Origin of the sequence: Pseudomonas sp. S3E12, from assembly GCF_001702295.1 — a bacterium.
GTDB lineage: Bacteria > Pseudomonadota > Gammaproteobacteria > Pseudomonadales > Pseudomonadaceae > Aquipseudomonas > Aquipseudomonas marginalis.
Genome location: NZ_MBDT01000038.1, coordinates 14,812 through 27,048 on the forward strand (window position 1 = coordinate 14,812; position 12,237 = coordinate 27,048).

The following is a 12,237-nucleotide window of genomic DNA, read 5'->3' on the forward strand; positions in this document are numbered from 1 at the left end:
TCAAGCGCAGGTTAGCGCTTGTACGCCTTCACTTCGGCTTCACGCAGGCGCGGGGCCAGCTTGTCGAGCACGCCGTTGACGAACTTGTGACCGTCGGTCGAACCGTAGACTTTCGCCAGTTCGATGCCTTCGTTGATCACCACGCGGTACGGCACGTCGACGCGCTTGAGCAGCTCCCAGGTGGACAGGCGCAGTACGGCCAGTTCAACCGGGTCCAGCTCTTCGAGGGTCAGGTCCAGGCACGGCGTCAATGCCGCATCGATCTCGGCCAGGTTGGCCGGAACGCCGTGCAGGATGTCGTGGAAGTAGCTCTGGTCGGCAAACGTGAAGTCGTTATCGACGCGAAACTGCGCTTCGATCTCGTTCAGCGAGGTGCCAGCCATGTGACGCTGGTACAGCGCCTGGGTGGCGAGCTGGCGGGCAGCACGGCGCTTTTCGCTTTTCGACGGCTTGCCGGCGTCCGCTGGACGCTCGTCGCGTGGGTTGAAGCAATCGCTCTCGTCGGAAATCACTTGGCCTCCAACTGCGACAGCAGGCTGACCATTTCCAGGGCGGATAGGGCAGCTTCAGCGCCTTTGTTGCCGGCCTTGGTGCCGGAACGCTCGATGGCTTGCTCGATGGAATCCACGGTCAGTACGCCGAAAGCGACTGGCACGCCGAACTCCATGGACACCTGGGCCAGGCCCTTGGTGCATTCGCCGGCCACGTATTCGAAGTGCGGAGTACCGCCACGAATGACCGCGCCCAGGGCGATGATCGCCGCGTATTCACCCTGCTGAGCAACTTTTTGCGCAACCAGTGGAATTTCGAAGGCGCCAGGGGCGCGGATGATAGTGATGTCGCTCTCGCTCACACCGTGGCGAACCAGGGCATCCACGGCACCGCCTACCAGGCTTTCAACCACGAAGCTGTTGAAGCGGCCAACCACCAGGGCATAGCGGCCTTTGGGGGCGATGAAGGTACCTTCGATGGTCTTCAGGGTCATTCGACAAATCTCTTAAAGAGCCGGGACGCGAAAAGTGCGTCCCTCAGTGATGATTTAACCGCGAACAAGGGGCAAAAAGCGCCGGCCTTTATTCGGAGGGCACGTATTCTACAACTTCCAGATCGAATCCGGATATCGCATTAAATTTCATCGGGGCGCTCATCAGGCGCATTTTGCGCACACCGAGGTCACGCAGGATCTGCGAACCGGCACCGACGATGCTGTAGGTGGTCGGCGTTTTCACCTGGGTCTGCTCGGCGGTTTCGCGAATATGCGCGAGCAGCACGTCGCCATCTACCGGGTTACCCAGCAGCAGCACCACACCGCTGCCGGCCTCGGACACCGCAGCCATGGCGGCGCGCAGGCTCCAGCGGCCCGGTTGCTTGACCATCAGCAGGTCACGCAACGGGTCCATGTTGTGCACGCGCACCAGGGTCGGCTCGTCGGCGCAGATAGTGCCCAGGGTCAGGGCCATGTGCACGTCGCCTTCCACCGAATCACGGTAGGTCACCAAATTGAATTGGCCCAGTTCGCTGTCCAGTGGCTGCTCGGCAATCCGCTGAACGGTACGTTCGTGGATCATCCGGTAGTGAATCAGGTCGGCAATGGTGCCGACCTTGATGTTGTGTTCGGCGGCAAAGGCTTCGAGTTCGGCGCGGCGGGCCATGGTGCCGTCGTCGTTCATCACTTCGCAGATCACGCCGCAGGGCTCGAAACCGGCCATGCGCGCCAGGTCGCAGGCGGCTTCGGTGTGGCCGGCGCGAGCGAGGGTGCCGCCCGGTTGAGCCATCAACGGGAAGATGTGGCCGGGGCTGACGATGTCTTCGGCCTTGGCGTCCTTGGCGGCAGCGGCTTGCACGGTGCGGGCACGGTCGGCGGCGGAAATGCCGGTGGTGACGCCGGTGGTCGCTTCAATCGATACGGTGAACTTGGTACCAAACCCTGAACCATTGCGCGGCGCCATCAACGGCAGCTTGAGCAACTCGCAGCGCTCGCGGCTCATGGGCATGCAGATCAAGCCACGGGCGTGCTTGGCCATGAAGTTGATGTGCTCAGGCTTGCAGGCCTCGGCGGCCATGATGATATCGCCTTCGTTTTCGCGGTCTTCGTCATCCATCAGGATGACCATCTTGCCTTGGCGGATGTCTTCAACCAGTTCTTCGATGCTATTGAGCGCCACAGGGCACCCCCTTGGTCAGGATTTCAGGTAGCCGTTAGCGGCCAGAAAACTTTCGGTGATGTTCCCGGCTGCAGGCTCTGCGGCCTTATCGCCCAACAGCAGGCGCTCCAGGTAACGGGCAAGCAAGTCGACTTCCAGGTTCACCCGGCGGCCAGGCTGGTACGACGCCATGATGGTCTCGCTCAGGGTGTGGGGAATGATGGTCAGTTCAAATTCGGCGCCATTCACGGCGTTCACGGTCAGGCTGGTGCCGTCGACGGTGATCGAGCCTTTGTGGGCAATGTACTTGGCCAGCTCCTTGGGCGCGCGGATGCGGAATTCCACGGCACGCGCATTTTCGCTGCGGGCCACCACTTCGCCGACGCCGTCGACGTGGCCACTGACCAGGTGGCCGCCCAGGCGAGTGGTCGGGGTCAGGGCTTTTTCCAGGTTGACCGGGCTGCCGGCCTTGAGGTCGTTCATCGCGGTGCAGTCCAGGGTTTCCCGGCTGACGTCGGCGGCAAAGCCGTTGCCCGGCAGTTCGACGACGGTCAGGCACACGCCGCTGACGGCGATGCTGTCCCCCAGCTTGACGTCGCCGAGGTCGAGCTTGCCGGTTTCAACCAGCAGGCGCACGTCGCCGCCCTTGGGGGTCATGGCGCGGATGCTGCCGATGGATTCGATAATGCCGGTGAACATGGCCTTACTCCTGGAAAACGGTGCGGGCACTTGAGCGCCCGGTCAGAATTATACGCTCGCTGCTGGCACAGGGATGGCAGTGACTCGCCAGTCGTCGCCTACAGCGCGCATTTCAGTGATCTTGAGTTGGGGGGCGTCGGCCAGCTTCTCAAGTGGCCAGTCCAGCAAAGGCCGGGCAGCGGAGCCGAGGAACTTGCCGGCGACGAAAATCACGTATTCGTCCACCAGGCCCTGCTGGGCAAACGCGCCCGCCAGGCTTGGGCCGGCCTCCACCAGTACGTCGTTGACGCCACGGGCGGCCAGCGCCACCAGCGCCGAGCGCAGGTCGACCTGGCCATCCACGCCCGGCACCACCAGGCACTCGGGGCCACGGGGGAACTGGTTTTCCGCGGTGACGCAGGTGATGACCAACGCCGGGCCGGCCTTGAAGAACGGTGCGTTGAGCGGCACGCGCAAACGGCCGTCGATCAGCACGCGCAGCGGCGGACGCGACATAGCCAGGGCCGTGGTGGCGTCGTCCAGGCCGAGTTCGGCGGCGCGGACGGTCAGGCGTGCGCCGTCGGCCAATACGGTGTCGGCACCGGTCAGCACCACGCTGGCCTCGGCGCGCAAGCGCTGCACGGCGGCGCGGGCGGCGGGGCCGGTGATCCATTGGCTTTCGCCGCTGGCCATGGCAGTGCGGCCGTCCAAACTCATCGCCAGCTTGACCCGCACAAACGGCAGGCCATGCTCCATACGCTTGAGGAAGCCCTTATTCAGGGCCCTGGCTTCACCTTCCAGCACGCCGCTGCGCACCTCGATTCCGGCCTGGGCCAGGCGCTGCATGCCGCGCCCGGCGACTTCCGGGTTGGGGTCCTGCATCGCTGCGACCACCCGCGCCAGCCCGGCACTCACCAGCGCATCGGCGCACGGCGGGGTATGGCCGTAGTGGCTGCAGGGCTCGAGGGTTACGTACGCCGTGGCGCCGCGCGCCTTGTCACCGGCAGCCCGCAAGGCATGCACTTCCGCATGGGGCTCGCCGGTGCGCACATGCCAGCCTTCGCCGACAATCTGCCCAGCGCGGACAATCACGCAGCCCACACGCGGGTTGGGGTGGGTGGTGTACAGGCCGTTGCGCGCCAGTTCGAGGGCGCGGGCCATGTAATGGGCGTCCAGCACAGCCTGTTCAGCAGAAAGTGGGTTCATTCTTTGACCGGCTCACGGGCCAGGCGGTCGATCTCTTCACGGAACTCGTTGAGGTCCTGGAAGCGTCGATACACCGAGGCGAAACGGATATAGGCGACTTCGTCGAGCTTTTGCAGCTCGCCCATCACCAATTCTCCCACCACCAGGCTCTTGACCTCGCGCTCGCCGGTGGCGCGCAGCTTGTGCTTGATATGCGCCAGCGCCGCCTCCAGCCGCTCGACACTCACCGGGCGTTTTTCCAGGGCGCGCTGCATACCGGCGCGCAGTTTTTCTTCGTCGAAAGGCTGGCGGCTGCCGTCGGACTTGATCAGGCGCGGCAATACCAGTTCGGCGGTTTCGAAGGTGGTGAAACGTTCACCGCAGCCAGAGGCCAGGCATTCGCGCCGGCGACGCACTTGATCGCCCTCGGCGACCAGACGCGAGTCAATGACCTTGGTGTCGTTGGCACCGCAGAAGGGACAGTGCATGGTGGCAGGCAACAAAAAAAGGGAGGGCCATGGTAGCGCATCCCTGTGGCAAGACAAGCCATAGCCTTTACGGTATATAGGCAGGCCTATATGTTTCTTATATTTCAAGCCACGGATTTTGTCCTTTTCTGGAGCCGTACATGCAGTTACGACCACTTGTTTTGCTCACCGTGTTCAGTGTCCTGGTCGCCTGCAGCAGCGAAGCCCCCAAGCCGGCCGCCCCTCAACCGACGCCCGCACAAGAGAAAAAAGTCCCCGGCATTGAAGACCTCGGTCCCCTGCCCGCCTATCAACGCGAAATCAGCGGCAGCCTCACCAACGTGCCGGCCGGCGCCGAAGTCGAGATGGCGCTGCTGGTGATCGATGGCCGTTCGCGCCCGCAACAACTGTTGGCGAGCAGCGTCTTGACCGGCAACGGCAAGCCCCTGGCCTTCCGCCTGCGCTACAACCCCGAGGCGTTCCCAGCCGGTGCGCGGGTCGAATTGCGTGGCCGTGCCAGCCAGTCCGGCCAGTTGATCCTGCACCTGCCTGCCGTACGCATCACCCAGGCGATCACCCAGACCACCGGCCCCCTGGAACTCGTCAAGGCACCATGACGCCGCCGCTGGACTTGCAGCGCGCCCTGAGCGCGCTGATCGGCGACGCCCAACTGGTGCCCTGCCCGCTGCCAGGTACCGCGCTTTCATTGTGGCTGCTGGATGCGGACAACATGGACCGCGCCTTCAGCCCCGAGGAAACCCGACGCATCCTGCATGAACCGCCCTACTGGAGTTTTTGCTGGGCCAGCGGTTTGGCGCTGGCGCGGTATCTGGCGGCGAACCCGCAATGGGTGAAAGGTAAGCGTGTGCTGGATTTCGGCGCGGGCTCCGGTGTGGCCGGGATTGCGGCGGTCAAAGCCGGCGCGCTGGAAGTGGTGGCCTGCGACCTGGACCCGCTGGCGTTAGCGTCCTGCCGAGCGAATGCCGAACTCAACGGTGTGGAACTGAGTTACTCGGCGGACTTTTTCGCCGAAGCCGATCGCTTCGACCTGATCCTGGTCGCCGACGTGCTCTACGACCGCGCCAACCTGCCGTTGCTCGACCACTTCCTCAGCCGAGGCCGCGAAGCGCTGGTGGCGGACTCGCGCGTGCGGGACTTCCAGCACCCGGCTTATCAACGGCTGGAGATACTCGATGCACTGACGTTGCCGGACTTGGCCGAGCCTTGGGAGTTTCGCAAGGTGAGCCTGTACCATTCGCGGCGCCAGCCCTTATAGTTGCCCCATTCCCGCTTTATTCGAGACGCCCCATGAGTGAACCCACGCCGTACATCTTCGACGTCACCAGCGCCAATTTCGACCAGGCCGTGATCCAGAACTCCTTCGAAAAACCCGTGCTCGTGGATTTCTGGGCCGAGTGGTGCGCGCCGTGCAAGGCGTTGATGCCCATGCTGGCGCAGATTGCCCAGAGTTATCAGGGTGAGCTGCTGCTGGCCAAGGTTGATTGCGAAGCGGAGCAGGACATCGTCGCGCGCTTTGGCATTCAAAGCCTGCCGACGGTGGTGCTGTTCAAGGATGGCCAGCCGGTGGATGGGTTTGCCGGGGCGCAGCCGGAGTCGGCGGTGCGGGCGATGCTGGAGCCTCACGTGAAGATGCCACCACCGGCGGCGGCTGACCCACTGGAGCAGGCCCAGGCGCTGTTTGCCGATGGCCGCATCAGCGACGCCGAGGCCGTGCTGGTGGCGCTGCTGGGTGAAGACAACAGCAACGCCGCCGCGTTGATTCTGTACGCCCGTTGCCTGGCCGAACGCGGTGAGTTGGGTGAAGCCCAAACCGTGCTCGATGCGGTGAAGAGCGATGACCACAAAGCAGCGCTCGCCGGCGCCAAGGCGCAAATCACCTTCCTGCGCCAGGCCGCCGACCTGCCGGACGCCGCCGAGTTGAAAAGCCGCCTGGCGCAAAACCCGCAGGATGACGAAGCCGCCTATCAACTGGCCATCCAGCAGCTGGCGCGCCAGCAGTACGACGCGGCGCTGGAAGGCTTGCTCAAGCTGTTTATCCGCAACCGCAGCTACAGCGAAGGCCTGCCGCACAAGACCTTGCTGCAGGTGTTCGAGCTGTTGGGCAATGATCACCCGCTGGTGACCGTGTACCGCCGCAAGTTGTTTGCCGCGCTGTACTAATCGCGCTGTAGGAGCGAGCTTGCTCGCGAAAAACTCAAGGGCGCCGCGGTCATCCAGAATGCCCGCGTTATCGTTAACGACCTTCGCGAGCAAGCTCGCGCCTACAAGGGTTCGATCCAGGTATACAGCGGCGTATCCCCGCCGCTGGCCACCTTGACCTTGGCGCTATGGCGCAGGCGCACCAACAGGCGCTTGCCCGCCGCGGCATCCCCCGCCAAACCTTCCAGTCGATCAAGCAGCTCCAGACCGCTGAGTTGCCCGGCGTTGCGCAACAGGTCCTGGGCGTTCTGCCACAGATCATCGTTCTGCTTGACCGGCGCTGCCGGCGCGGCGGGCGCACTTGCCATGGGCGTTGCCTGCAACTGCGCGCCGAGTCGCGCCCAATCGCCGTCGTCCAGCTCCAGGGTCAAGTCCACCGGCAGGTCGCCGATGGTTCCACGAATTCGCAACATCGTCCTTACTCCTGCATTTTTTCTGACGAGCATGCTCCCATGCGGCTTGCGCAACGCCAAGCGGGCGGGCAAACTCTCGGCACTATTGTTATAAGATCACATAACAAAACTTTCATCTGTGGAGCTTTCCCATGCGCCGTCTGTTGCTTGCTTTGCCGTTTGCCCTGTTGCCACTCGCCATCGCTCAAGCTGCCGACGAGCATGACCACGATCACGAACACGGCAGCCTCGGCGCCCACGAACATGGCGTAGGCCGCCTTAACGCGGTACTCGACGGCCAGGCCCTGGAGCTTGAACTGGACAGCCCGGCGATGAACCTGGTGGGCTTCGAACACCTCGCCACCAGCGCAGCCGACAAAGCCAAGGTCGCCGCTGCACGCAAACAACTGGAGAACCCACTGGCGCTGTTCAACCTGCCCAAGGCAGCGGGTTGCGTGATCAGCTCCCAGGAACTCAACAGCCCGCTGTTCGGCGACAAACCGGAAGCCGACCACGACGACGATGATGACCACGACGCCAAAGGCGGTACCCACGAGCATCATCACGATCACAGTGAAATCCACGCCCACTACCAATTCACCTGTGCCACGCCGACCGCCCTGGGCAACCTGGACCTGACCCAGGTGTTCAAGACCTTCCCCGCCACCCAGAAAATTCAGGTACAACTGATCGGCCCGAGCGGCCAGCAAGGTGTTGAAGCGACCGCCACCGCAGCCACCCTGAAGTTCTGAGTGCCCATGACCCACCCATTGATCGAACTGTCTGACCTGGGCTTTAACTGGCCCGGTCACCCACAGTTACTGGACATCCCCGCGTTCCGCCTGGAAGCGGGGGAAACCCTGTTTCTCAAGGGGCCGAGCGGCAGTGGCAAAACCACCTTGCTCGGCCTGCTCGGCGGTGTGCAGAAGCCCAACCAGGGCAGCATCCGCCTGCTCGGCCAGGAGCTGACCGAACTCTCGGCCGGCGCCCGGGACCGCTTTCGTGTTGACCACACCGGCTATATCTTCCAGCAGTTCAACCTGCTGCCGTTCCTGTCGGTGCGCGAGAACGTCGAGTTGCCCTGCCACTTTTCCAAGCTGCGCGCGCAACGGGCGATCCAACGCCACGGCAGCGTCGACCAGGCCGCCGCGACCTTGCTGGCGCACCTGGGTTTGAAGGACAAAGACCTGCTGGAGCGCCGTGCCGACTCGTTGTCCATCGGCCAACAGCAACGGGTGGCCGCCGCCCGTGCGCTGATCGGCCAACCGGAGCTGGTGATCGCCGACGAGCCCACCTCGGCCCTGGACTACGACGCCCGCGAAGCCTTCATTCGACTGCTGTTCGCCGAATGCCGCGAAGCCGGCGCCAGCCTGTTGTTTGTCAGCCATGACCAGAGCCTGGCGCCGTTGTTCGACCGCAACCTGTCGCTGGCCGAACTCAATCGCGCCGCCACGCCCGCAGAGGTTTGAGATGTATCTGTTTCGTCTAGCCATGGCCAGCCTGGCTAACCGCCGCTTTACCGCGCTCCTCACCGCCTTCGCCATCGCCTTGTCGGTGTGCCTGCTGCTGGCGGTGGAGCGCGTGCGCGTTGAGGCGCGCAACAGTTTCGCCAGCACCATCAGCGGCACCGACCTGATCGTCGGCGCGCGCTCCGGTTCGGTCAACCTGCTGCTGTACTCGGTGTTCCGCATCGGCAACGCCACCAACAACATTCGGTGGGACAGCTACGAGCACTTCGCCGCCAGCCCCCAGGTGAAATGGGCGATCCCGATTTCCCTCGGCGACTCCCACCGCGGCTACCGCGTCATGGGTACCAACGAGTCGTACTTCGAGCACTACCAGTACGGGCGCAAGCAAAACCTGGAGCTGGCCAGCGGCCGTGCCTTCGCCACCGACCCGTTCGAAGTAGTACTCGGCGCCGAAGTCGCCGATGCCCTGCACTACAAGCTCGGCGACAAGCTGGTGCTGGCCCACGGCGTGGCGGTGGTCAGCCTGGTAAAACACGATGACAAACCGTTCACCGTGGTCGGTATTCTCAAGCGCACCGGTACACCGGTGGACCGCACGCTGCATATCAGCCTCGGCGGTATGGAGGCGATCCATATCGACTGGCACAACGGCGTACCGGCCCAGGGCAAAGGCCGCATCAGTGCCGACCAGGCGCGCAACATGGACCTCACCCCGCAAGCCATCACGGCCTTTATGCTCGGCCTGAACAACAAGATTTCCACCTTCGCCCTGCAGCGGGAGATCAACGAATTCCGTGGCGAACCGATGCTGGCGATCCTGCCCGGCGTGGCGCTGCAAGAGCTGTGGAGCATGATGGGCACCGCCGAAAAAGCCCTGTTCGTGATCTCGCTGTTCGTGGTGCTGACCGGTTTGATCGGCATGCTCACGGCGATTCTCACCAGCCTCAACGAACGCCGCCGCGAAATGGCGATCCTGCGCTCGGTGGGCGCGCGGCCGTGGCATATCGCAACCTTGCTGATTTTCGAAGCCTTCGCCCTGGCCCTGTCCGGCGTGATCGCAGGCGTGGGCTTGCTGTATGTGTGCATCGCCGCATCGCGCGGGTATTTGCAGGCCAATTACGGTCTCGACCTGCCGATGTCGTGGCCCAGCGAATATGAATGGACCCTGCTCGCCGGTATCCTGGCTGCAGCGCTATTGATGGGCAGCGTGCCCGCGTGGCGCGCCTACCGACAATCCCTGGCCGATGGCCTGTCCATACGTTTATGAGGAAGGCTTCGATGCGTCGCGCTCTGTTTGCATTATTGCTGCTGGTGGCCGTGCCCGCCTGGGCAGAGGACCAGCCCAAGGACTTGTCCTGGCAGGAGATGATCCCGCCGGACGCGCCGCCGGAAATCCCCAACATGAAACCGCTGCACGACCTGTCGAACATGGCCGATGCCTTGTCCGTCGAAGCGGCGCCAGCGGCCAAGCAGGATCTGCCCAATGCGCCGGTGGTGCAGAGCCTCGATGGCCAGCACATCCGCCTGCCCGGGTATATCGTGCCGCTGGAAGTCAGTGAAGAAGGCCGCACCACCGAGTTCCTGCTGGTGCCGTACTTCGGCGCGTGCATCCATGTGCCGCCGCCGCCATCGAATCAGATCGTGCACGTGAAAAGCGAACTCGGCGTGAAGCTCGATGAGCTCTACCAGCCGTACTGGATCGAGGGGGCGATGCAGGTCAAACCGTCCACCAGTGAACTGGCCGACGCCGGCTATCAGATGGATGCCGAGAAAATTTATATCTACGAACTGCCGGAATAACGCTGATCGCCCTTTCATTGAGCTGAGTCAAAAGACCGGACGGAACGATCTTTACCATTGGACGTACAACTTCTAAACGTCCTCTGGAGCTCCCATGAACAAGTCTCTGCTCGGCGCGTCCCTCTTCGCCCTCGCACTCGCCGCCCCTGCCGTCCACGCTCACGAAGCGGGCGACATTCTGATTCGTGCCGGTGCAATCACCGTGAACCCGAAGGCAGACAGCAGCACCGTCAAAGTTGACCAGGGCCCACTGGCCGGCGCCAACCTGGGCGGCAAGGCGACCATGAGTAGCGACACCCAGCTGGGCTTGAACTTCGCCTACATGCTCACCAGCCATGTCGGTATCGAACTGCTGGCGGCCACGCCGTTCGAGCATGACGTGAAGATCAAGGGCACCGCCCTCGGCGCCGCCAACGGCAAGCTCGGTACGCTGAAACACCTGCCACCGACCCTGAGCGTCGTGTACTACCCGCTGGACAACAAATCCCCGTTCCAGCCGTACGTAGGCGCCGGTATCAACTACACCTGGATCTACGACGAACACGTCGGCAGCCGCGCCTCCGAAGCCGGCTTCAGCAACTTCAAGGCCGAGAACTCCTGGGGCTGGGCTGCGCAGATCGGCGCGGACTACATGATCAACGACAAGTGGATGATCAACGCCCAGGCGCGCTACATCGACATCAGCACCAAGGCCACCGTGGAAAACAACGCCGTGGCGCCTGGCACCCGTGCCAAGGTCAATGTGGACGTTGACCCGATGGTTTACATGGTGGGTATCGGCTACAAGTTCTAAGCAACACTGCATAACCAATGTGGGAGGGGGGGTTGCTGTGGTGAGGGACAAGTCCCCATCACCATAGCAACCCCCTCCCACATTTTGCTTTGTGTCGTGTCAGCTATGGCGGTAGAACCGGTCCAGCAACGCCGGTAACCCCGCTCGCCACGCCCGCGGCTTGATGCCGAAGGTGTGCAGGATTTTCTTGCAGGCCAGCACCGCATGCTGCGGTTCGTCTGCCGCATCCGGCCGTGCCGCGTGGGCCTGGGCGGTGGGCGCTTCAATGGCCAGCGCATGGTAGCTGCGCGCTTCGGTGAGGATCGCCTGGCCCAGCGCCAGCGGCGTGGTCGCCTCATGCCCGGCGTAGTGGTAAGTGCCCCACAGCGGCGCCGCGCAATCGAGTTGCTTGAGCACCGAGATGATCACCCGTGCGGCATCGTCCACCGGCGTCGGGTTACCGCGGCGGTCGTCGGCCATCAGCAACTCATCCGGTTTCTCGGCCCGGGCCAGGAAGCGCCCGAGGGTACCGTCGACGCTGTCATCCAGCAGCCAGCCAAAACGCAACAGCACATGTTGCGGACACGTCGCGCGCACGCTCTGCTCGATCCGCCACAACGCCTGGCCGCGCAGGCCCAGGGGCACCGGCTCGTCCTTTTCGCTGTAGGCGGTGGCGCGGGAGCCATCGAACACGCGGTAGCTGGACGGTTGCAGCAGGGTAATGTTGTGGTGCTGGCACAATTCGGCCAGGCGCTCGATGGCGAACTCCTGGGCGGCCAGGCGGGTTTCGCTGACGGCTTCGGCCTGGAACCAGTCGAAATAGTAGGCGAGGTTGATCAACGCATCGGGACGGGTGTCGTCGAGCAATTGGGTGAGGCTTGCGGCATCCCAGCCGTCTTGGGGCGGTTTGGGTGCGAGGAAACCAATGTCTTCCTCTGCACCGAGGCGAATCAGCGCCTGCCCGAGGGCATTCCCGCCGCCCAGTAACATAAGGCGCATTCGCATAGATTGAGCAGGCCCGGTCTGTTTGGAACGATGGTTATGGTCGGCAAGCCCGTGAGGCGTGCCGTAGGTTTATTCCAGAATCGTTGCATTTTGCGGGTTTGTAGC

16 protein-coding genes are annotated in these 12,237 nt (G+C 63.4%); 8 read left to right on the top strand and 8 right to left on the bottom strand.

Annotated features, from left to right (window positions below; all coding sequences use genetic code 11):
- Positions 1 to 11 precede the first annotated feature (11 nt).
- From nusB to nrdR, 6 genes are all read right to left on the bottom strand, one after another.
- Positions 12 to 512, bottom strand: coding sequence for a transcription antitermination factor NusB (nusB, locus tag BB029_RS31275; RefSeq protein WP_027605194.1), 501 nt, complete (start codon positions 510 to 512; stop codon positions 12 to 14).
- Positions 509 to 985: a 6,7-dimethyl-8-ribityllumazine synthase gene (gene ribE / locus BB029_RS31280; protein ID WP_065942242.1), complete on the bottom strand. Its 477-nt coding sequence runs from the start codon at positions 983 to 985 to the stop codon at positions 509 to 511. Before ribE ends, nusB begins: the two co-directional genes overlap by 4 nt.
- 88 nt (positions 986 to 1,073) lie before the next feature.
- Entirely contained in the window at positions 1,074 to 2,165 is a 1,092-nt protein-coding gene (ribBA, locus tag BB029_RS31285; RefSeq protein ID WP_027605193.1) for a bifunctional 3,4-dihydroxy-2-butanone-4-phosphate synthase/GTP cyclohydrolase II, read from the bottom strand.
- A gap of 15 nt (positions 2,166 to 2,180) precedes the next feature.
- Positions 2,181 to 2,843, bottom strand: a complete 663-nt coding sequence (locus BB029_RS31290; RefSeq protein ID WP_027605192.1) for a riboflavin synthase — start codon at positions 2,841 to 2,843, stop codon at positions 2,181 to 2,183.
- A gap of 48 nt (positions 2,844 to 2,891) precedes the next feature.
- Positions 2,892 to 4,028: a bifunctional diaminohydroxyphosphoribosylaminopyrimidine deaminase/5-amino-6-(5-phosphoribosylamino)uracil reductase RibD gene (gene ribD / locus BB029_RS31295; protein ID WP_065942243.1), complete on the bottom strand. Its 1,137-nt coding sequence runs from the start codon at positions 4,026 to 4,028 to the stop codon at positions 2,892 to 2,894.
- Entirely contained in the window at positions 4,025 to 4,495 is a 471-nt protein-coding gene (gene nrdR / locus BB029_RS31300; protein ID WP_027605190.1) for a transcriptional regulator NrdR, read from the bottom strand. Before nrdR ends, ribD begins: the two co-directional genes overlap by 4 nt.
- Before the next feature lie 140 nt (positions 4,496 to 4,635).
- On the opposite strand from nrdR, the gene BB029_RS31305 reads away from it, so the two are divergent.
- The 3 genes from BB029_RS31305 to trxA are packed head-to-tail and all read left to right on the top strand — an operon-like array spanning position 4,636 to position 6,655.
- Positions 4,636 to 5,091 (top strand): YbaY family lipoprotein, encoded by a 456-nt coding sequence (locus BB029_RS31305; RefSeq protein ID WP_065942244.1) that lies wholly within the window; start codon positions 4,636 to 4,638, stop codon positions 5,089 to 5,091.
- Complete coding sequence (locus BB029_RS31310; protein WP_065942245.1) at positions 5,088 to 5,750, top strand: methyltransferase; 663 nt, start codon at positions 5,088 to 5,090, stop codon at positions 5,748 to 5,750. The genes BB029_RS31305 and BB029_RS31310 overlap by 4 nt, the downstream gene beginning before the upstream one ends.
- A gap of 32 nt (positions 5,751 to 5,782) precedes the next feature.
- Positions 5,783 to 6,655, top strand: a complete 873-nt coding sequence (gene trxA, locus BB029_RS31315; RefSeq protein WP_065942246.1) for a thioredoxin — start codon at positions 5,783 to 5,785, stop codon at positions 6,653 to 6,655.
- A gap of 101 nt (positions 6,656 to 6,756) precedes the next feature.
- Here trxA and BB029_RS31320 read toward each other — a convergent pair whose 3' ends face one another.
- Positions 6,757 to 7,107, bottom strand: coding sequence for a hypothetical protein (locus BB029_RS31320; protein ID WP_065942247.1), 351 nt, complete (start codon positions 7,105 to 7,107; stop codon positions 6,757 to 6,759).
- Positions 7,108 to 7,238: 131 nt separating this feature from the next.
- Between BB029_RS31320 and BB029_RS31325 the strand changes: the two genes are divergently transcribed.
- The 5 genes from BB029_RS31325 (at position 7,239) to BB029_RS31345 (ending at position 11,148) form a co-directional block, all read left to right on the top strand.
- Positions 7,239 to 7,838: a DUF2796 domain-containing protein gene (locus BB029_RS31325; protein WP_065942248.1), complete on the top strand. Its 600-nt coding sequence runs from the start codon at positions 7,239 to 7,241 to the stop codon at positions 7,836 to 7,838.
- A 6-nt stretch (positions 7,839 to 7,844) separates the two neighbouring features.
- Positions 7,845 to 8,555: an ABC transporter ATP-binding protein gene (locus BB029_RS31330; RefSeq protein WP_065942249.1), complete on the top strand. Its 711-nt coding sequence runs from the start codon at positions 7,845 to 7,847 to the stop codon at positions 8,553 to 8,555.
- A 1-nt stretch (position 8,556) separates the two neighbouring features.
- The gene (locus BB029_RS31335; RefSeq protein ID WP_065942250.1) at positions 8,557 to 9,822 is read left to right on the top strand and encodes an ABC transporter permease; all 1,266 of its coding nucleotides are present in this window, start codon (positions 8,557 to 8,559) and stop codon (positions 9,820 to 9,822) included.
- Between the two features lie 11 nt (positions 9,823 to 9,833).
- Positions 9,834 to 10,355: a DUF3299 domain-containing protein gene (locus tag BB029_RS31340; RefSeq protein WP_065942251.1), complete on the top strand. Its 522-nt coding sequence runs from the start codon at positions 9,834 to 9,836 to the stop codon at positions 10,353 to 10,355.
- 94 nt (positions 10,356 to 10,449) lie between these two features.
- Positions 10,450 to 11,148 (top strand): OmpW family protein, encoded by a 699-nt coding sequence (locus BB029_RS31345; protein ID WP_027605181.1) that lies wholly within the window; start codon positions 10,450 to 10,452, stop codon positions 11,146 to 11,148.
- Between the two features lie 99 nt (positions 11,149 to 11,247).
- Here the strand turns inward: BB029_RS31345 and BB029_RS31350 are convergent, their stop codons facing one another.
- Entirely contained in the window at positions 11,248 to 12,132 is an 885-nt protein-coding gene (locus BB029_RS31350; RefSeq protein WP_027605180.1) for a sugar nucleotide-binding protein, read from the bottom strand.
- Between the last annotated feature and the right edge of the window lie 105 nt (positions 12,133 to 12,237).

Coding starts and splice junctions, on each gene's coding strand:
- ribE (WP_065942242.1), bottom strand. CDS start 985: ATGACCCTGAAGACCATCGAAGGTACCTTCATCGCCCCCAAAGGCCGC.
- BB029_RS31290 (WP_027605192.1), bottom strand. CDS start 2,843: ATGTTCACCGGCATTATCGAATCCATCGGCAGCATCCGCGCCATGACC.
- ribD (WP_065942243.1), bottom strand. CDS start 4,028: ATGAACCCACTTTCTGCTGAACAGGCTGTGCTGGACGCCCATTACATG.
- nrdR (WP_027605190.1), bottom strand. CDS start 4,495: ATGCACTGTCCCTTCTGCGGTGCCAACGACACCAAGGTCATTGACTCG.
- BB029_RS31305 (WP_065942244.1), top strand. CDS start 4,636: ATGCAGTTACGACCACTTGTTTTGCTCACCGTGTTCAGTGTCCTGGTC.
- BB029_RS31310 (WP_065942245.1), top strand. CDS start 5,088: ATGACGCCGCCGCTGGACTTGCAGCGCGCCCTGAGCGCGCTGATCGGC.
- trxA (WP_065942246.1), top strand. CDS start 5,783: ATGAGTGAACCCACGCCGTACATCTTCGACGTCACCAGCGCCAATTTC.
- BB029_RS31320 (WP_065942247.1), bottom strand. CDS start 7,107: ATGTTGCGAATTCGTGGAACCATCGGCGACCTGCCGGTGGACTTGACC.
- BB029_RS31325 (WP_065942248.1), top strand. CDS start 7,239: ATGCGCCGTCTGTTGCTTGCTTTGCCGTTTGCCCTGTTGCCACTCGCC.
- BB029_RS31330 (WP_065942249.1), top strand. CDS start 7,845: ATGACCCACCCATTGATCGAACTGTCTGACCTGGGCTTTAACTGGCCC.
- BB029_RS31335 (WP_065942250.1), top strand. CDS start 8,557: ATGTATCTGTTTCGTCTAGCCATGGCCAGCCTGGCTAACCGCCGCTTT.
- BB029_RS31340 (WP_065942251.1), top strand. CDS start 9,834: ATGCGTCGCGCTCTGTTTGCATTATTGCTGCTGGTGGCCGTGCCCGCC.
- BB029_RS31345 (WP_027605181.1), top strand. CDS start 10,450: ATGAACAAGTCTCTGCTCGGCGCGTCCCTCTTCGCCCTCGCACTCGCC.
- BB029_RS31350 (WP_027605180.1), bottom strand. CDS start 12,132: ATGCGAATGCGCCTTATGTTACTGGGCGGCGGGAATGCCCTCGGGCAG.